The sequence below is a fragment of the Actinoplanes sp. TFC3 genome (assembly GCF_001553785.1).
In the GTDB taxonomy this organism is placed as follows: domain Bacteria; phylum Actinomycetota; class Actinomycetes; order Mycobacteriales; family Micromonosporaceae; genus Actinoplanes.
This window is the reverse complement of the sequence record NZ_LOJP01000001.1, coordinates 4697459-4714554: the sequence shown is the minus strand read 5'-3', so window position 1 is coordinate 4714554 and position 17096 is coordinate 4697459. Positions and strand designations below refer to the sequence as shown.

General features: G+C 67.7%; 22 protein-coding genes. 16 read left to right on the top strand and 6 right to left on the bottom strand.

Annotated features, from left to right (window positions below; translation table 11 throughout):
- Positions 1-9: 9 nt before the first annotated feature.
- A complete protein-coding gene (gene purU / locus TFC3_RS21270; protein WP_067502741.1) occupies positions 10-915 on the top strand; it encodes a formyltetrahydrofolate deformylase in 906 nt (301 codons plus the stop codon).
- A gap of 120 nt (positions 916-1035) precedes the next feature.
- Here purU and TFC3_RS21265 read toward each other — a convergent pair whose 3' ends face one another.
- The gene (locus TFC3_RS21265; protein ID WP_067502738.1) at positions 1036-1962 is read right to left on the bottom strand and encodes an SDR family NAD(P)-dependent oxidoreductase; all 927 of its coding nucleotides are present in this window, start codon (positions 1960-1962) and stop codon (positions 1036-1038) included.
- Between the two features lie 107 nt (positions 1963-2069).
- On the opposite strand from TFC3_RS21265, the gene TFC3_RS21260 reads away from it, so the two are divergent.
- Genes TFC3_RS21260 through TFC3_RS21250 form a run of 3 tightly spaced genes read left to right on the top strand, consistent with a single transcriptional unit; the run spans position 2070 to position 3601 of the window.
- Positions 2070-2735 (top strand): TetR/AcrR family transcriptional regulator, encoded by a 666-nt coding sequence (locus TFC3_RS21260; protein WP_067502735.1) that lies wholly within the window; start codon positions 2070-2072, stop codon positions 2733-2735.
- Positions 2736-2749: 14 nt separating this feature from the next.
- A complete protein-coding gene (locus TFC3_RS21255; protein WP_082772207.1) occupies positions 2750-3388 on the top strand; it encodes a helix-turn-helix transcriptional regulator in 639 nt (212 codons plus the stop codon).
- Between the two features lie 15 nt (positions 3389-3403).
- Complete coding sequence (locus TFC3_RS21250) at positions 3404-3601, top strand: DUF397 domain-containing protein (protein ID WP_067502732.1); 198 nt, start codon at positions 3404-3406, stop codon at positions 3599-3601.
- 66 nt (positions 3602-3667) lie between these two features.
- Here the strand turns inward: TFC3_RS21250 and TFC3_RS21245 are convergent, their stop codons facing one another.
- The 3 genes from TFC3_RS21245 to TFC3_RS21235 are packed head-to-tail and all read right to left on the bottom strand — an operon-like array spanning position 3668 to position 6561.
- Positions 3668-4048 carry a RidA family protein gene (locus TFC3_RS21245; RefSeq protein ID WP_067502729.1) on the bottom strand — a complete coding sequence of 127 codons (381 nt, stop codon included), beginning with the start codon at positions 4046-4048 and terminating at the stop codon, positions 3668-3670.
- Positions 4049-4051: 3 nt separating this feature from the next.
- Complete coding sequence (locus TFC3_RS21240; protein ID WP_153040326.1) at positions 4052-5269, bottom strand: amidohydrolase family protein; 1218 nt, start codon at positions 5267-5269, stop codon at positions 4052-4054.
- Entirely contained in the window at positions 5266-6561 is a 1296-nt protein-coding gene (locus TFC3_RS21235; RefSeq protein WP_236718238.1) for a MarR family transcriptional regulator, read from the bottom strand. The genes TFC3_RS21240 and TFC3_RS21235 overlap by 4 nt, the downstream gene beginning before the upstream one ends.
- 50 nt (positions 6562-6611) lie before the next feature.
- Between TFC3_RS21235 and TFC3_RS21230 the strand changes: the two genes are divergently transcribed.
- The 6 genes from TFC3_RS21230 (at position 6612) to TFC3_RS21205 (ending at position 12782) form a co-directional block, all read left to right on the top strand.
- Positions 6612-7766, top strand: coding sequence for an alanine racemase (locus tag TFC3_RS21230; protein WP_067502724.1), 1155 nt, complete (start codon positions 6612-6614; stop codon positions 7764-7766).
- Positions 7767-7855: 89 nt separating this feature from the next.
- The gene (locus TFC3_RS21225) at positions 7856-9118 is read left to right on the top strand and encodes an extracellular solute-binding protein (RefSeq protein WP_153040325.1); all 1263 of its coding nucleotides are present in this window, start codon (positions 7856-7858) and stop codon (positions 9116-9118) included.
- Entirely contained in the window at positions 9115-10047 is a 933-nt protein-coding gene (locus TFC3_RS21220; protein ID WP_067502717.1) for a carbohydrate ABC transporter permease, read from the top strand. Before TFC3_RS21225 ends, TFC3_RS21220 begins: the two co-directional genes overlap by 4 nt.
- A complete protein-coding gene (locus TFC3_RS21215) occupies positions 10044-10880 on the top strand; it encodes a carbohydrate ABC transporter permease (RefSeq protein WP_236718237.1) in 837 nt (278 codons plus the stop codon). The genes TFC3_RS21220 and TFC3_RS21215 overlap by 4 nt, the downstream gene beginning before the upstream one ends.
- Positions 10877-12250 (top strand): beta-N-acetylhexosaminidase, encoded by a 1374-nt coding sequence (locus TFC3_RS21210; RefSeq protein WP_067502714.1) that lies wholly within the window; start codon positions 10877-10879, stop codon positions 12248-12250. The genes TFC3_RS21215 and TFC3_RS21210 overlap by 4 nt, the downstream gene beginning before the upstream one ends.
- A gap of 148 nt (positions 12251-12398) precedes the next feature.
- Positions 12399-12782: a helix-turn-helix domain-containing protein gene (locus TFC3_RS21205; RefSeq protein ID WP_067502711.1), complete on the top strand. Its 384-nt coding sequence runs from the start codon at positions 12399-12401 to the stop codon at positions 12780-12782.
- Positions 12783-12857: 75 nt separating this feature from the next.
- Here TFC3_RS21205 and TFC3_RS21200 read toward each other — a convergent pair whose 3' ends face one another.
- Positions 12858-13244 (bottom strand): RidA family protein, encoded by a 387-nt coding sequence (locus tag TFC3_RS21200; protein WP_067502708.1) that lies wholly within the window; start codon positions 13242-13244, stop codon positions 12858-12860.
- Between the two features lie 156 nt (positions 13245-13400).
- Here TFC3_RS21200 and TFC3_RS21195 point away from each other — a divergent pair, with 156 nt between their 5' ends.
- From TFC3_RS21195 to TFC3_RS21170, 6 genes are all read left to right on the top strand, one after another.
- Positions 13401-13712 carry a helix-turn-helix transcriptional regulator gene (locus TFC3_RS21195; protein ID WP_067502705.1) on the top strand — a complete coding sequence of 104 codons (312 nt, stop codon included), beginning with the start codon at positions 13401-13403 and terminating at the stop codon, positions 13710-13712.
- Entirely contained in the window at positions 13709-14176 is a 468-nt protein-coding gene (locus tag TFC3_RS21190) for an SRPBCC family protein (protein ID WP_067502702.1), read from the top strand. The genes TFC3_RS21195 and TFC3_RS21190 overlap by 4 nt, the downstream gene beginning before the upstream one ends.
- Positions 14177-14234: 58 nt before the next feature.
- Positions 14235-14822 carry a GNAT family N-acetyltransferase gene (locus TFC3_RS21185; protein ID WP_067502699.1) on the top strand — a complete coding sequence of 196 codons (588 nt, stop codon included), beginning with the start codon at positions 14235-14237 and terminating at the stop codon, positions 14820-14822.
- 68 nt (positions 14823-14890) lie between these two features.
- Positions 14891-15334, top strand: a complete 444-nt coding sequence (locus TFC3_RS21180; protein WP_067502696.1) for a hemerythrin domain-containing protein — start codon at positions 14891-14893, stop codon at positions 15332-15334.
- 13 nt (positions 15335-15347) lie between these two features.
- Positions 15348-15728, top strand: coding sequence for a hypothetical protein (locus TFC3_RS21175; RefSeq protein WP_067502694.1), 381 nt, complete (start codon positions 15348-15350; stop codon positions 15726-15728).
- Positions 15718-16701 carry a hypothetical protein gene (locus tag TFC3_RS21170; RefSeq protein WP_067502691.1) on the top strand — a complete coding sequence of 328 codons (984 nt, stop codon included), beginning with the start codon at positions 15718-15720 and terminating at the stop codon, positions 16699-16701. The genes TFC3_RS21175 and TFC3_RS21170 overlap by 11 nt, the downstream gene beginning before the upstream one ends.
- 242 nt (positions 16702-16943) lie before the next feature.
- Here the strand turns inward: TFC3_RS21170 and TFC3_RS38170 are convergent, their stop codons facing one another.
- A complete protein-coding gene (locus tag TFC3_RS38170) occupies positions 16944-17087 on the bottom strand; it encodes a hypothetical protein (protein ID WP_161952649.1) in 144 nt (47 codons plus the stop codon).
- Between the last annotated feature and the right edge of the window lie 9 nt (positions 17088-17096).

Sequence of the window (17096 nt, the reverse complement as noted above, 5' to 3'; positions counted from 1 at the left end):
CTGGCCACCGTGACGCTCACGCAGGACGCAGCCGCTTTTCGCACGCCATCGGCATCGGTGGGCCATCAGGCGTCGCTGATCGTGCACGGCAAGGACCGGACCGGCATCGTGGCCGCCGTCAGCGCGGTGCTCAGCGCGCACGAGGCGAACATCGTCTCGCTCGACCAGTATTCCGACCCGGCCGACGGTGGCTTCTTCCAGCGCACGGTGTTCAGCCTCGACGGTCTCAAGGCGGTGCTCCCGCAGCTCGAGAACGATCTGCGGGAGCGCCTGTCCGACGGCTTCGACCTGGAGATCGCGCTGCGGGACATGTCCATCCCCAAGCGGGTGGCCATCTTCGCGTCGAAGGCCGATCACTGCCTGCTCGACCTGCTGTGGCGCCACCGCCGCGGCGAGCTGCCGGTCACCGTGGCCATGGTCATCTCCAACCACACCGACACGGCCGCCGAGGTGCGCTCGTTCGGCATCCCGTTCTTCCACGTACCCTCACCCGCCGGCCCGGACAAGTCGGCGGCCGAGGCCGAGCACCTCAAGCTGCTGCGCGGCAACGTCGACTTCGTGGTGCTGGCGCGCTACATGCAGATCCTGTCCGGGGATTTCATCCGCGAGCTCGGGGTGCCGATCATCAACATCCACCACTCGTTCCTGCCGGCGTTCATCGGCGCCGGGCCGTACGCCAAGGCCAAGGAGCGCGGGGTGAAGCTGATCGGGGCGACCGCGCACTATGTGACCGAGGACCTCGACGAGGGCCCGATCATCGAGCAGGACGTGGTCCGGGTCAGCCACGCCCAGACGGTTGCCGAGCTGCAGCGCCGGGGTGCCGATGTGGAGCGGGCGGTGCTGTCCCGGGCGGTGCTGTGGCACAGCGAGGACCGGGTCATCCGGGATCGCAACCACGCGATCGTGTTCGCTTGATGATGTGAAGGGCTCGCTGTCGAGCGAGGCGAGGGGCCGCAGTCGGGGCGGAACGCCGGTTCATACCGTTTGCCGAAGTAGTGAGGCTGCTCAGGACCAGTTGGTTCCAGCAGGACGAGTTCATCCCACTGCTGGATGTGAGTCCTGCATGACCGGGTACGTGACCCCGGTGAGGTCCTCGGAGACGGCCCACAGCCGCTGCTGGACAGCTACCTCGTAGGACTGCGGGCTGGACGTGACCAGCCGCGGATGACCCATGACCTCGTTGCGGCCGCCGGGCCCGTAGTACTGGCCGCCGAGCGTGGCGGGGTCGGTGGCAGCACGCAGGGTCGGCAGCGCACCCATCGCCGGTGACTGGGTGATCAGCGGCGCGAGCCAGGTGAGCGGAAGGCGCAGGGCTGCAGGGGTGTTACGGGCGAGCTCGGTGCTGGAGATGCCGGGGTGGGCGGCCACGGCGACGGTGGTGCCGTGCGGGGCCAGCCGGCGCTGCAGCTCGTAGGTGAACATCAGGTTGGCCAGTTTGGACTGACCATAGGCGGCGACCCGGCTGTACGAGCGCTGCCATTGCAGGTCGTCGAAGTGGATCGCGGCCCGGATGCGGTGGCCGGTGCTGCTGACCGTGACCACGCGCGAGCCGGGCACCGGCAGCATCAGGTCCAGCAGCAGGCCGGTGAGCGCGAAGTGGCCGAGGTGGTTGGTGCCGAATTGCATCTCGAAGCCGTCGCGGGTGCTCTGCTTCGGGGTGTACATCACGCCGGCGTTGTTGATCAGCAGGTCGACCTGGCTCAGCCGGGATCGCAGCGCCGCCGCCGCGGCCCGCACGGAGTCGAGCGACGTGAGATCCAGCGCCTGCACGGTGACGTCGCCGGTCATGCGGGCCGCTGCCTGCTCACCCTTCTCGACGTTGCGCACGGCGAGCACCACTGATGCTCCACGCTCGGCGAGTGCTTTGGCGGTTTCGTACCCGAGGCCGGTGTTGGCCCCGGTTATCACCGCCACCCGGCCGCGCTGGTCCGGGATGTTCGCCGTCGTCCACTTCACGTCCATGACTGACTCCCTGCTTTAAAGTACCGAAGGTATCTTGTGAGATCGACAGTAAAGTACTTGCGGTACGTTGTCAACGTACCGCCGGTATCCAAGTTAGGCTGGTGATCATGACGTTCCAGCGGGCGCGAACCGAGGAGCAGCGGGAAACCCGCCGGCGGGCCATCCTCGACATGGCTGCAGCGATGCTCGACGAGATGCCCGTGGCCGCCGTCACCCTGAACGAACTCAGCCGCCGCGTGGGCCTGGCGAAGCCGAACGTGCTGCGCTACTTCGAGTCCCGCGAGGCGGTGCTGCTGGAGCTGCTGGACCGTTTCCTGCAGGAGTGGCTGACGGACCTGGCAAGCGAACTGGCCGCCGGTGTCGACGAGAAGCTGCCCATGGCCCACCGGGCGGCAGCGGTGGCCGAGATCCTCAGCCGCTCACTGTCCGGCCGGGTGGTGCTGTGCGACCTGTTCGGCGCGCAGGGCAGCGTGCTGGAACACAACGTCTCCGTGCAGGTCGTAGCCCGCTACAAGCGAGCTTCCCTGCAGCGCCTGGCGACCATGACAGGCCTGATCCAGAAGTGCCTGCCGGAGCTGGGGGAGAACGCAACGCTGTTCAGCCTGCAAACCATGGTCCTGGCCGGCGCGCTGTCGGCGTACAGCACACCGCCACCCAGCCTGCTGGCGGCGTATCAGGCCGAGCCCGAGTTGGCCCGCTTCCATCTGGAGCTGAGGCCCTCTCTGGGGTTGGCACTGACGGCAACCCTGCTGGGCGTGCTGCCTCGCCCCTGAACGGAGCAGAGAGGATGGACGTGGCGGGACGCAAGGCACCTACCATCCGGCTACGGCGGCTTGCCACCGAGCTGAAACGATTGCGCGTGGCTGCTGGCCTCACGCAGGAAGAAGCGGCGGCACGAACAGGCCTGGACGCGTCGTCGTTCTATCGCATCGAGCGGGCCATGAACCGACCGCAACGGCGCACGGTCACCACCCTGCTTGATCTGTACGGCGTGACCGATCCGCATCGGCGTGAAACGTTGCTGAGCTGGCTCAGAGATTCCGTTCTTACTCGGCCAACGCCTATGCAACTCTGGGCGGCCATCGATGAGGCGGCCATCCGCCGAAAAGTAGGCGGCCGTGCGGTGATGCGGGCTCAGCTGCTCCATCTTGTGGAAGCTTCGCAGTCATCCCACGTGAAGCTCCAGGTCGTACCCTTTGATGCGGGGGCTCATCCCGGTATGCCCGGCAGCTTCGTGCTGATGCACTTCGCTGACCAGTTCGATGCGCCGCTGGTCTACTCCGACAGCATGGCCGGCGACATGTTCCTGGAGGCGGACGATGATGTTACGCGCTTCTCGGCAACCTTTGATCGAATAACGAAGTTGGCGCTCAACCCGGCGCAGTCAAAGAAACTCATCAAGGAAGCGGCCGCTGAGGTCGCCTAGCGAAAGGGGTGCCGGATGGATCTCACCGGTGCGAAGTGGCATACCAGTAGCCGATCGAGTGGGAACGGCGAGTGCGTTGAGGTTGCGGACAACCTGCTCGACGGGGTTGCTGTGCGCGACACGAAGGACCGTGCGGCTGGCACCCTGATTTTTCCTCGCGGGGCCTGGGCTGCCTTCATCGAGAATACGAAGGCCGGCCAGTTCGACCTGTAATGCCGCAGTGACAAGCGCCCCCGCTGAGCATGATCCTGAGCGGGGGCGCGCTTGCGGACGGTCAGCTCACTCGCCGGTGTAGAGGACTGCGTCGATTTCGATGTCGAAGCCGACGAGCGCGACCGGGAGCGTTGTTCGTACCGGCAGATTGTCGCCCTTGATGTAGTGCTGGTAGATCTCGTTGAGTTCGGCGAAGTCGTTGAAGTCGCGCAGGTAGACGCCTAGGCGGACGGCCTGGTCGAGGGTGGCGCCGGCGGCTTCGGCGGTGGCGGCGAGGTTGCGGAAGGCGGCGTGGGCCTGCTCGGCGAAGGTGCCGGTCACGCGGGTGCCATCGGGCAAAGCGGGCACGGCTCCGGCCAGGTAGACGAAGTCGCCCGCGACGACGGCGTGCGAGTAGGGGCCGCCGGCGGGGGCGGCCTGGCCGGCGATGATGGCGCGCTTGGGCATGGGTCAAACTCCTTTGACGGTACGGGGAAACTGCTCGTCCAGGCCCTCCGCGCCGACCAGCGGCGCGGCCAGCAGGGCCCGGATGTCGTCATCGCGGCGTTGCAAGGACAAGCGTTGCGCGGCGGTGAGCGGAATCCACGGCGGCGCCGGGGCGGGCAGGCGCGGGGGCAGCAACCGGCCCCCCACGTACGTCGCCTCGTTGACCAGCCGCAACGGTGACCGCCGGACCTGCCGATGCGCGTCGACCAGCTCGAACGAGCCCTCCTCGACCCGGAACACCGCCAGGTCAGCCGGCGCGCCCACCTCGATGGTCCCGCCGGGCAGCCCGAGCGCCCGCGCCGGATGCCGGGTGGCCGCGTCGATCGCCTCGCTCAGCGGCAGACCGATGGCCACCAGCTTGGCAATGGTCGTGGGCAGATCGAAAACCGGTCCGTGCAAGGAACGAGCGTGCAGATCAGTAGAGATGGTGTACGCCCGCAGTCCCGCCGCCAGTTGCGCCTCGGCCACGTCGAACGCGAACCCACCGGAGCCGTGCCCGATGTCGAGCAGCACCCCGCGCTCGACGGCTTCGCGTACGGCCGGGCCCAGCGGTGCCGCGAACCCGCTCGCGCAGTGCGTGACGATGTCGCCCGGACGCAGCAGAGTGATCACGTCGTCCAGGGCTGGTGGTGCCGTACCGATGTGGACCATGACCGGGACGTTGCACCGGCCGGCTGCTTCGAGGCCGCGACGCAGGGGTTCGACGCCGTTGTCGCCGACTGTTTCGCGGTCGATGCGTACCTTGATGCCGCGGATCAGGTCGCGGTTGGCCTGGATGGTGTCGACGGCCAGGGCCACATCGCAATTGTCCAGGTCACGGCATTCGCCGGTACGTCCCGCGAGCCCAAGCGCCGAGATGTTGAGCAGCGCCGGGATCCGCACGGCCGACCCGGCGGCCATCCGGCGCAACCCGGCCAGGGTGTAGGCGCCGGCAGATCCGGCGTCGACCCAGGTGGTGACGCCGGTGTACCAGGCGACCGGGTCCGGCTCGATACCCCAGTAGCCGGGTCCGACATGGGTGTGCAGGTCGATCAGTCCGGGCGTGAGCAGGCGGCCGGTCAAGTCCTGCTTGCTGAAACCGTCAGCAGGCCCGACAAAAGCAATTCTTCCGTTGTGGATGGCGACGTCGGTGATGCCCTGGCCGTGCACCGAGGCACCGCTCAGCACCAGGTCATAGATCACGACGGCTCCAGGGCGGTGGTGATGGCGAGCCGGTACATCCGGGTCGGGCGGCCCTTGCGGTGCACCTGCGAGCTGCCGTCGTCGATGGCCAGCCGCGACGAGCTGAGCTTGCGGATCAGCCGCCGCCCGCTCGGGTCGGTGATGCCCAGCGAACGGGCCAGCTCGCTCGGCGACACCGGCCGGCCCTCGAGGTGGCGTTCGATTGCGGCGAGCCGGGACAGCGTCGCCGGGCTCAACCCGACCCGTCCGGCCAGCGCCTCGATTCCGCCGTGCTCCTGATAGGTGTACGTCAAGGGCACCCCGGACGCCCCCATCGGCCCGATCACCATGCCGTTGTCGCTGATCAGATAGGCCCCGGGGTCGGCGTCCTGCTCGGCTCGGGCCGCGGCGCGCTCGGCCAGGGTGACGCACAGCCGCGCGGAAGCGCCGATCCCGAACCCGGCCACCGCCCGGATCCCCAGCGTGCGGGCCTCGGCGAGCACCGGCAGGCCGACCCATTGGTGGGTGACCGTCTCGAAGAGCGCGGCGTGCGCGAACACCACGACACCGCGCCGGCCCCGGTTGTCGATCCAGGCGTCGGCGAACTCGGGGGTGTTGAGCAGCAGGTGCTGCAGGCCGACGCGGGCCCGGTCCAGATCCGAGCTGGCGGCCACCAGGAAGACACCGGCGGCGAAGCGCTGACCGTCGGCTTTCTTGTTTCGTACGCGCAGCGCCAGCTCGTGCAAGTCGGCGCGGATCGTGCCGGGGGTGGCCAGCGCGTTGAGCACCGCCACCTGCCCGTCCAGTGCGGCGGCCACCCCGGTGCGGACGCTGATCACATACGACGCCCCGGTCGCGGCGATCTGTTCGCGGTGAAACGCCACGACGTCGGCGATGGGCTGATCCGGGTCGAACGGCAGGCACGCGATGGCCGCGGGGTCCAGGTCGAGCGCGGTCGCCACTTCGTCAACGGTTTCCCGGGTGAAGGTGTCGATGCTGACCGGGGTGGCCGGCCAGCCGTTGCCGCGGGCCCGGGACCAGACGAGCGCAAGGTCCAGGGCGGCGGACCGGGTGACGGTGACGGGCAGGTCGGGGGGTAGCAGGTCACGGCTGCGGGCGTACGGCACCAGCCCCAGCAGCAGCCCGTCCAGACTTTGATCGCGCAGCAGCCCGGTTATCCGCTCGCGGATCTGCTCTTCGCGGTCGTAGGTTGCCCAGGCGAAGCTCACCCCGGTCAGCGTGCGCGCGGCCTGCTCGAAACGGGGACGATGGCCGGAGTGACAAACCAGTCCGATGACCATCGCCGACGGCACCCACCCTCCCCAGGTTCGTAAGTGGCTCGAAGACACGATAGGCGGTCAGCATGATTCTCGACATCCCCGATGAGTTCATCGATTGGCGCGCGAAGGGATTCTGGCTGCCGGACGGCCGGGTCAGCGCACGCGAGTTCGCGGCGGCGGGGCATTCGCTGTTCGACGGTTCGTTCACCTGGCCGCTGCTGGTCGTCCGGGATTCCGCGGTGCGCGCGAACATCGCCACGATGGCCGCTTACGCCCAGCGCCACGGCTTCTCGTTCGCCCCGCACGCCAAGACCTCGATGGCTCCCACCTTGCTGGAAGCCCAGTTGCAGGCGGGTGCGTGGGCGCAGACGGTGGCGACCGCGAGCCAGGCGCTGGTGCTGCGCCGGTTGGGCGTACCGCGCATTGTGATCGCCAATGAGGTGCTGGATGCGACGGCGCTGAGCTGGCTCGCGGGTCAGGACGACGTGCTCCTGCAAGTGGATTCCGTGGCCGGGGTCGAGGCGGTGGCCCGCGCCGGCGGGCTGGCGGTGCTCATCGAGATCGGGCATGCGGGTGGGCGCACGGGGTGTCGTACCGTCGAGGAGGTCAAGGTTGTCGCCCGAGCCGCCGCCGGCGCGCCGGGCGTGCGACTGCTCGGGGTGACCGCTTACGAGGGCGGGCTGCAGACGGCCGAGGCGGTCGATGATTTCCTGCAGACCCAGATCGCAGCGGTACGGGAGATCGCCCATCTGCTGCCCGAGGAAGTGATCGTTTCCGGCGGTGGCAGCGCCTGGTTCGACCGGGTGGTCAAGGCCATCGAGGGGCAGTGGCTGCCCGGTCACACCGTGCGGGCGGTGCTGCGCAGCGGCGCGTCGATCACCCACGACGAGGGGTTCTATCGGCAGCGGACGCCGTTCAACCGGGTTGCCGCCGAGGGCTCGCTGACCGCCGCGCTGCAGATCTATGCGCAGGTCCTGTCCATCCCGGAGCCCGGTCTGGCGATCGTGGGCATGGGCAAGAGAGACGCGCCGTTCGATGAGGGACTGCCGGTCACGCCGGGCGGTGAGGTGGTCAAGCTCAACGACCATCACACGTACGTCCGCAGTACCACGCTGGCCGTCGGCGACCTGGTCCGATTCGGACTGTCGCACCCGTGCACGGCGTTCGACAAGTGGCGCTTCATCCCGGTCGCCGATGACAACGATGTGGTTGTCGATGTCTTGCACACCTATTTCTGAGGGTTGACGAGCGGGGGCGGGCACCGCACCCTGAGGGGCACTCAAACAACGAACCACTTACGAACATACGCCCGAAGTGGAGTGTGCCCATGAAGTCGCGCCTGGCGGTGGCCGCCGCCCTCGCCCTCACGCTCACCGCGTGCGCCCCGTCGACGTCGTCCCCGTCCAGCACGCCGTCCGACGGCGGCGCCCGCACGGGCACGCTCAAGGTCTGGCTTTTCGACGAGCCGAACCGCGCCCCCAAGGAGAAGGTGATCGCCGAGGCGGTCACCGAGTTCACCGCTGCGCATCCCGGCACCACCGTGGACATCGCGTACATCGCGGTCGACACCCGCAGCGCCCGGTTCAAGGGTGCCTTCAACGACCCGGCCAGCGCCCCTGACGTGGTCGAATACGGCAACACCGACCTACCCGAATACGCGGCGGCCGGGGGCCTGGCCGACATCGGCTCCACGGTGACGGGCTGGTCCGAGGGCGCCGATCTGAGCGCCGACGCCAAGTCCAGCGCCACGTACGAGGGCAAGCTGCTCGGCGTCCCGTGGTACGTCGGGGTGCGCGCGCTCTACTACCGCACCGACATCTTCCAGGAACTCGGGCTCAAGGCGCCCACCAGCATCGCCGAGCTGACCAGTTCGGCGCGCACGGTACGGCAGAAGAAGCCGGACATGTTCGGCGTGGCGGTCGGCGGTAAGTACACCTATGCCGCGATGCCGTTCGTGTGGGATGCCGGTGGTGACATCACGGCGATCAATTCGGCTCAGGCGCGGGCGGGGCTGAAGTCGTACACGGATCTCATTGCTCCGGACAACTGCCCGCCGCAGAACTGCGCCGATCTGACCGGCGGCAAGACGGTTGATCTGTTCGCCAGCGGCAAGGCGGCGATGGGCATCCTGGGCAACTTCAACCGCGCGGCCGTCGATGCGGGCGCAGCCAAGGGCAAGTATGCGGTGGTGCCGCTGCCCGGCAGCAAGCCCGGCTCGGTGGCGCCCGCGTTCGCCGGCGGCAACAACCTCGGCATCATGAAGAACAGCCAGCGACCGGCGCTGGCCGCGGATTTCCTCACGCTGCTGGCGGGCAAGAAATACCAGACCAAGATGTACGACGCCATGGGCAACCTGCCGACGCTCAAGTCGGCCAGCGACGAGGTCGTGGCCAAGGACGCGTTCCTCAAGCCGTTCGCCGACACGATCGCCGCCGGCACCAAGTTCGTGCCGCTCGACCCGGGCTGGGGCAAGATCGACGCGTCGGCGGTGCTGCCCACCATGATCGAGAAGGTGGCCACCGGCAAGGCCAGCGTGGAGCAGGCCACCGACGAGGCGGCCCAGCAGATCGACGCGGCCCTGACCAAGTGACCACCGTGGTGAGCGAGGACGCCATCCGCGCGTCCACAGCCGCGCCGCCCCGGCGGCGGCGCGGCCTCGCGCCGGTCTGGCTGCTGCTGCCCGCCGCCGTCGTGCTGGGCGCGCTGTTCATCTACCCGATGTACCAGCTCGGCTTGCTGTCGGTGCTCGATTTCCGGCAGGCCCAGGTCAGCGGCGGGCAGCCCACCCATTTCGTGGGCGCCGGCAACTACGCCCAGCTGTTCACCGACCCGCAGTTCTGGTCGGTGCTGATCGCCACAGTCATCTTCGCCGCCGGGTGCGTGCTCGCCACGCTCGCGGTCGGCGCCGCCCTGGCCGTGCTGCTCACCCGGATCAGCCGGCTGCCGCGCCTGCTGCTGTCGCTGGCCGCCATGGCCGCGTGGGCGGTGCCCGCGGTCAGCGGCTCGACGGTGTGGATGTTCCTGTTCGACACCGACCTCGGCTTCGTCAACCAGGCCCTCGGCCTCGGCGGCTTCAACTGGATGTACGGCCGCTACACCGCGTTCGCTCTGGTCGGCGCGGTGGTGGTGTGGGCGTCGTTCCCGTTCGTCATGGTCACCCTGTACGCCGGCATCGAGGCCATCCCCGGCTCGGTGCTGGAAGCCGCGGCGCTGGACGGCGCCTCCACGTGGCGCACGTTCTGGCAGATCATCGTGCCGATGCTGCGCCCGGTGCTGGCCATCGTGGTGATCCAATCGATCATCTGGGACTTCAAGATCTTCACCCAGATCTACGTGATGACCCGCGGCGGCGGCCTGGCCGGGCAGAATCTCACGCTCAACGTCTGGGCCTATCAGCAGGCGTTCGCGGCCAGCGAATACGGCCTCGGCTCGGCCATCGGCGTGGTCATGATGCTCATTCTGCTGCTGGTGACGCTGCTCTATCTGCGCACATTGCGCCGGACGGGAGAACCGTTGTGAGAACCCGGCGCCTGCTCGATGCCATCGCCGTGCTGATCGCGCTCGTCACCGTTTTCCCGATCTACTGGATGGTGCTGTCCGCGCTGAAACCGGCAGGCGAAATTCAATCCCTGCACCAGCGCCCGTGGACCCTCGCGCCCACCCTCGATGCTTTCCGCCGGGTGTTGTCCGCCAACGACTTCGCCCGTTATCTGCTCAACAGCGCCGTCGTCGCGCTCGTCGTGGTGGTGGCCTCCGGCCTGATCGCCTTTCTGGCAGCGGTCGCGCTGACCCGCTTCAAGTTCCGGTTCCGCACCACCATTCTCGTGCTGTTCCTGATCGCCCAGATGGTTCCCGTCGAGGCCCTCACCATCCCCCTGTTCTTTCTGGTACGAGACCTGGGCGCCACCGTTCCCGGCATCGGCTTGAACACCCTGGGCAGCCTGATGCTGGTGCATACCGCCTTCACGTTGCCCTTCGCGATCTGGATGCTGCGCGGCTTTGTCCAAGCGGTTCCCGACGAGCTCGACGAGGCAGCGCAGCTCGACGGCGCCAGCCGCTTCACCGTCTTGTGGCGCATCCTGTTCCCCCTGGTAGCGCCCGGTTTGGCGGCCACCAGCGTGTTCTCGTTCATCCACGCCTGGAACGATTTCCTGTTCGCCCGCACGTTCATCATCAGCGCCACCGATCAGCAAACCCTGCCGATGGCCCTGCTGGTGTTCTTCAAACCCGATGAGAACGACTGGGGTGCCATCATGGCCGCCTCAACCTTGATGACGATCCCGGTTCTCGTGTTCTTCCTGGTGGTCCGCCGACGCCTGGTAGCCGGTCTGGGAGGGGCGGTCAAAGATTGATTCCCCAGCCTTTATCCGTACGCCCCCAGCCCGGCTTCGCTGCCACCGCACCGATTTCCACCGGCGTGGACCCGTTGCTGCCCGCCGAGGGTTACGTCCTTGACGTGTCGTCCTTCGGCATCTCCATCCGCGGCGGCGGCCCGGCCGGCGTTTTCTACGGCGAGCAGACGCTGCGACAATTGTTTCCCGGCTCGGTAGTCCCGTCGCGGCTGCCCTGTGTGCGTATCGAGGACCGGCCGCGCTATGCGTGGCGTGGCGTGCTGCTCGACGTGGCCCGCCATTTCATGCCGGTGCCCGAGGTGCTGCGCTTCATCGAGCTGATCGCGATGCACAAACTGAACGTGCTGCATCTGCACCTGACCGATGACCAGGGCTGGCGTGTCGAGGTGCCCGGCTGGCCGCGGCTCACCACGGTCGGGGCGTGGCGCTCCTGCTCGATGCGGGGTTCACGTCAGCACGAGCGGTATGACGATCAACCGCACGGCGGCTACTACACCGCTGACGACCTGCGGTCCATTGTCGCCTTTGCTGCGCGGCGGCACGTGACCGTCGTACCCGAAATCGATATGCCCGGTCATATGCAGGCGGCTGTGGCTTCGTACCCGATGCTGGGTAATGGTTTTGCTGGTCCTGTGCGCACGGCCTGGGGCGTTTCCCCGCACGGGCTCAACCTGGAACCGGCGACCCTGGACTTCTGCCGGGCCGTGCTCGACCACATCTGCGACATCTTCCCGTCCCCGCTGATCGGCATCGGCGGTGATGAATGCGGTGTCCCCGGCCAGCCGTGGTTCATCGCGCAAATGGCTGCCCATCTGGCTTCCCGCGGCCGGCGCGTCTACGGCTGGGACGAGATCCTGGCCGGCGGCGCACCACGAGATGCCGTTGTTGCGGCGTGGCGGGGACAATTTCCGATGGAAAAGGCGCTCGCGGCCGGCCACGAGGTGGTCGCCTGCCCGGACACGTCGCTGTACCTGGACTACCGCCAATCCGACGACCCCGGCGAACCGACGCCGGTGGGAACTCTGCTCCGGCTCGAAGACGTGTACGCCTACGATCCCGGCGACGCTGTGCTGGGCGCGCAAGCCAATGTGTGGACCGAGCACATGGAATCGGCGCGGCGGGTGGATTACATGGTGTTCCCGCGGCTGTGCGCTTTCGCCGAGGTGGTGTGGGGACCGCCCGGGCGCGATTTCGCGGCTTTCCGGGAACGGTTGGAGCCGCATCTGCAGAGGCTCGGGGCGCTGGGGGTGAATTACCGGCCGCTGTCGGGGCCGCGGCCCTGGGATGCCCGGGCGGAGGCGCCGGGAAATCCACGGACGCTACCGGACCGTCTCGCCGAACTAGCCGAAATGACCGCCAACCTTCGCTGAGCCGCTCTACCGTTCGCCGGTGCGGACGTTCCTTCTTGTCTCGCCTCGCGGCACCCGGTTGGGCAGGTCTCTACTGAGCACTGGGAGCCCGCCAGGGAGCTTGCCCTTCGACAACTGACAACGGTTGACGGGGTACTAGGCTGGGCCGGTGGGGACCAGACAGGAGATCGGCGCGCTGCCGCCCGAGGCTGATCTGGCTCGGGCCGACTCATTGGCCCGAATGATTTTCTCCGACGTGGCAAACAAGTGGTCCCTGCTGATCATCGAGTTTCTCGGGCAGCGGACGATGCGCTTCAACGAGCTGCGCCGCGAGATCGGTGGCATCAGTCACAAGGTGCTGACCCAGAATTTGCGGACGCTGGAGCGCAACGGCCTGGTCGAGCGGACCGTGCACCCCACCGTCCCGCCCAGCGTCGAGTACTCGCTGACCGAGGCGGGCGGGGCGCTGCGCGAGGTGGTCGACGGCATGTGCGGCTGGACGCAGACCTTCCTGCGCGACATCGAGGCGGCCCGCGCCCGCTTCGAGGCCTAGCTGGGTCTGTCCGCAGGGGGAGGCCGAGCTGCGGCGGCCCACGCCCCGCTTCGAAGACAAGGCGCTCGCGCGGGTTCAGCTCAGCACGGCCACCGCTTCGACCTCGACCAGGTGTTCCGGGATGTCCAGGGCCACGATGCCGAACAGCGAGGCCGGGGCTGCGATCGTGACGTTCAGCCGGGCCGAGGCGCGGGCGATGCCGTCGAGCAGCTCCGGCATCAAGGCGGGTTTCCAATCAACGACGTGGACAGTCAGTTTCACCACATCGTCAAACGAGGCGCCGGCGCCGGCCAGCGCGGCGCCGGCATTGAGGTAGGCCTGCTCCACCTGCGTGGCGAAGTCGCCGCCGTCCCACGCGACCTGACCGGCGAGGTGAATCAGCCGTGATCCGGTAGCCACCGACACGTGATGATAGATCGGGGTCCCGGGCAGGCCGGGTGCGTTGATCAACGTGACTGTCATGCCGGCGAACGTTACGGAAGCCGCACGTGACCTGGGAAGAGCGCACCTTTTTCAGCTCAGGGCACCTTGAGGTAACCGCCCCGTCGCGGCGCTGCGAGGGGATAACAGCGCTCCGGGGGATTGACTGGTGACTCGGTAAGTCGTAGCTTACCGTTCGTGGCCACTTACCAAGGCGCCGATGGGTGGGATCTGCTGGGAGACTCGTCCCGGCGCTCGATTGTCATCTTCCTGGCCGACGGCCCCCGGGCTGTCGGGGAACTCGCCGAGGCCCTGCCGATCAGCCGGCCCGCCGTTTCCCAGCACCTCAAGCTGCTCAAGGACGCCGGCCTGGTCACCGACGAAGCCGCCGGCACCAAGCGGGTCTACCGGCTCAACCCGGCCGGAGTGGCCGCGCTGAGAGATCAGCTGGACGCCTTCTGGAGCCGCGCGCTGCGCGGATACCAAAATGTCATCGAGGAGGAACAATGACCGATGCGGTTGTACTGCGGCACGTCGTCATCGAGGCGCCCATTGAACGCGCCTTCGCCGTTTTCACCGAGCGATTCGGTGACATCAAGCCGCGCGACCACAATCTGCTCACCGTGCCCATCGCCGAGACGGTGTTCGAGCCGAAAGCAGGCGGGCACATCTACGATCGCGGCGTCGACGGCAGCGAATGCCGATGGGCGCGCGTGCTCGTCTTCGAACCGCCGGACCGGGTGGTGTTCAGCTGGGACATCGGCCCCCGATGGGAACTGGAAACCAACCTCGATAACACCAGCGAGGTCGAGATCCGCTTCATCGCCGAGGCCCCGCAACGCACGCGGGTCGAACTGGAACACCGCCACCTCGACCGGCACGGACCCGGCTGGGAGTCGGTGCGCAACGGTGTCCGTAGTGAGAATGGCTGGCCGCTGTACCTGTCCCGCTTCGGCGCCCTGTTCTCGTCTTAGGGCGCGGTCCTCGTGCAGGACGGCGGGTTTTGTCGTAGGGCTGGGGCAGCATGGCGGCATGTGGCTTAAAGAGTGGGATGAGCGCGGGCTGACGCTGGACCGGCGGGCCAACACCCCGCAGATGAAGGTCCATCTCGGCGGTCCCGAGCCAGACGATCGAGTGGTACGGCGACACGAGCGCATTCTGGCCGGCGCCGAGGGCGGGACGATGTTCCTGGTAAGGGTGCTGGACTCACCCGATCCGGTGGGCAGTGTCGGCTATTGGCCCCGCGAGTGGCGAGGTCACCCGGTCTGGGAAATGGGCTGGCAGATCCTGCCCGACTTCCAGCGCCGCGGCCTGGCCGTCGCCGCCACGGTAGCCGCCCTGAACCACGCAGCCGCCCTGAACCACGCAGCCGCCCGCACGCACGAAAGCCGCGGTCCTGCGCAGGAGAACGACGACCAGCAACCCACGAACGGGAAAGAACGACGCTACGTCCACGCCTATCCGAATGTCACGAACGCCGGATCGAATGCGGTGTGCCGTAAGGCGGGGTTTGAGCTGCTCGGCGAGGTCGACTTCGATTTCCCGCGCGGCAATCCCTTGCGTTGTCATGACTGGAGGTTCGATCTGCTTGACGGGCGGCTCACGGACCTGATCTCCTAGAGGGAGCGTCGCGTGCACCCGGCTCAGAGAACGTCGTGGCATGGAGGCGCCGGACCAAGGAAGATATCTTGGCTGCTTTGTCCGATGAGTATTCGCGCTTTCTGGCGTACGGAAATCAGCTTGTTGCCGTGCATGTGCGGTTGCGCGACATGCTTGACGATATTCTGGACGGTGTGGTGCCGCCGGTCGGCTTGGCAACGCATTGCGTGGCTTTTTGCGCGGCGGTGACCAAGCATCATACCGGCGAGGATCGTGAAGTGTTTCCGTTGCTGGCCGAGCGCCATCCCGAATTGCGTTCCTTTTTGGACGGGCTCACCCGCGACCATGAGGTCATTTCCGGCCTGCTCGAACGGGTGATCACGCTGGCCGGTGACCCGCTGGCCGTGCACGCCGAGCTGAGCGGGCTCTCAGCGATTCTCACGACCCATTTTCTGGGCGAGGAGAAGCGGCTCACAGCCGTCCTGAATGCGCTGGACCCTTCCGTGGGATTGACCGCACTCGCCGATTACTGAGTCACTGGAGGCGGTGAACGGCGAGCGGCTGACGGGGGTGCGAGTGGGCGGGGAACTCCGGGAGCGAACGGGTGAGCGGCAGCAGGAATTGGCGGACCGGCACGATTTGTTGCTGCGCGAGGACGCGGGATCGGCGCGCCATGATGATCTGCTGCGCCGGGTTTTTGATGCCACCAACGATCTGATAGTGGTGCTCGATGAGGGGGCCGGCCAGGCGACGCGGCGGCGGGGCTGGGCGGCCGGGCTGGTGTTGTTTGCGCTGGTGGCGGGCGTGCTGGCAGGGCTTCGGGTGCTGCCGGTGTGGACGCTCGCGGGGGCGGCGGTGGTTTTCGTAGCAGCGACGGTGGTGCTGCCTTTTCCGACCAGAAAAACGGAGGCCGGTCATGAGCAGTAGCACCGAGGCGCCCACGGAATTGCATCGCGTTGCCGATTCGCTGCGCACCGAATGCCAGCGCAAGGCGAACACCTTGCGGCGCCAGTTCGACTTCCGGCTCCAGGAAACCGCGGAGGCAATCGACGAGCGGCATCGGGAGTTGGCCGAGCGGGTCGCCGCCGGCAACGACCGACTGGCCACCGTCATTGACGCGTACGACCAGATGCGCCGCCAGACCGACGGTGAACTGCGTGGCGCCCGGCAGGCGATCGCTCGGCTGACCGGCGAGGTGCACCTGATCGAGGGCCGGTTGCGGCTGGAACACGGCGTGCAACCGGTGGACCTGGATACCGTGCCGCCGGAGATCGCACCGCTGGTGACGACGGTGCGAGCTGCCGAGCAGATCCGCGCGGGGATGCTGAGCAAACAGCGGGAAACCGAATTGGCGGGGGTGCTGCGGACGTACGGGGAAATGAAACGCCTGACCGCGCAGAGCCGGGCCCGCGCCCTGGACGCCAGCCGCGCCCTTGCTCGCGAAAGGATCGGCAGCCGCGCATTCCGCCGGGCGGCCGCGGCCTATCGCCAGCACGGCGGGCAATTCCGGATCCGGGAGAAAGCCGTGATGGATCTGCTGCCCAACGTGTATGCGGCGGAAGGCGAATTGCGGCGCGACGCCCGGCGGCGGCAAGCCCATATCGACCAGCGCGGCGCGGAGGTGGTGGCTGATCTGACGGGATATCTGCGGCGGCGCATCGACCTGGCGGTGGAGCAGCATGCCCTTTTCCCGGCCTGGTTCACCATTACCGGCCTCGGGCACCGGCCGAGCGGAAACCGCTGCGAACAATGGCGCGATCTGGCCGCACAAGTGCTGCTGTACCGATTGACGTATCAGGTCGAACACGCGGTGCTGGCGCTGGGGGAACCGCCGGCTGACCGGTACCGGGCCGAGCGGTACAACGAGATCCGCACCGCCCTGCAAGCATGGGACGATTAAGGCGCCACCCTTCAGCGCCTTCGCCACGCCCACCGTCACGCTGGGCAGCGCGCCGCCGGTCAGTGGCCCGTTGTCCCGCACCACCCCGGCCAGGTTCGGGCCGTCCACATACTCGACGGCCTGGTATGGCGTCTCAGGCTCGAAACGGCGGCACCTGACGGTGCCCGTGCCGCCCGAGCCGATGCGCGCGAGGAGTTCGTTCCGGCCCAGCGACCGGGGGGTTGCCCAGCCGCAGCCAGAAGTCACCTGCCGACAAGAGCCAGCGCTACCGGATGGCAGATCATGGCGGCGGAAGGCGTGCTTCTGGCGGATTTCGACGCGAGCGGCGTTTTGGCTGGTGCCCGGACCGGCATCTCGGCGATCGTGATCCGGTCACGCTCAGTCAAGGAGAAACC

Coding starts and splice junctions, on each gene's coding strand:
- TFC3_RS21265 (WP_067502738.1), bottom strand. CDS start 1,962: ATGGACGTGAAGTGGACGACGGCGAACATCCCGGACCAGCGCGGCCGG.
- TFC3_RS21260 (WP_067502735.1), top strand. CDS start 2,070: ATGACGTTCCAGCGGGCGCGAACCGAGGAGCAGCGGGAAACCCGCCGG.
- TFC3_RS21255 (WP_082772207.1), top strand. CDS start 2,750: ATGGACGTGGCGGGACGCAAGGCACCTACCATCCGGCTACGGCGGCTT.
- TFC3_RS21250 (WP_067502732.1), top strand. CDS start 3,404: ATGGATCTCACCGGTGCGAAGTGGCATACCAGTAGCCGATCGAGTGGG.
- TFC3_RS21245 (WP_067502729.1), bottom strand. CDS start 4,048: ATGCCCAAGCGCGCCATCATCGCCGGCCAGGCCGCCCCCGCCGGCGGC.
- TFC3_RS21230 (WP_067502724.1), top strand. CDS start 6,612: ATGATTCTCGACATCCCCGATGAGTTCATCGATTGGCGCGCGAAGGGA.
- TFC3_RS21225 (WP_153040325.1), top strand. CDS start 7,856: ATGAAGTCGCGCCTGGCGGTGGCCGCCGCCCTCGCCCTCACGCTCACC.
- TFC3_RS21200 (WP_067502708.1), bottom strand. CDS start 13,244: ATGACAGTCACGTTGATCAACGCACCCGGCCTGCCCGGGACCCCGATC.
- TFC3_RS21190 (WP_067502702.1), top strand. CDS start 13,709: ATGACCGATGCGGTTGTACTGCGGCACGTCGTCATCGAGGCGCCCATT.
- TFC3_RS21185 (WP_067502699.1), top strand. CDS start 14,235: ATGTGGCTTAAAGAGTGGGATGAGCGCGGGCTGACGCTGGACCGGCGG.
- TFC3_RS21170 (WP_067502691.1), top strand. CDS start 15,718: ATGAGCAGTAGCACCGAGGCGCCCACGGAATTGCATCGCGTTGCCGAT.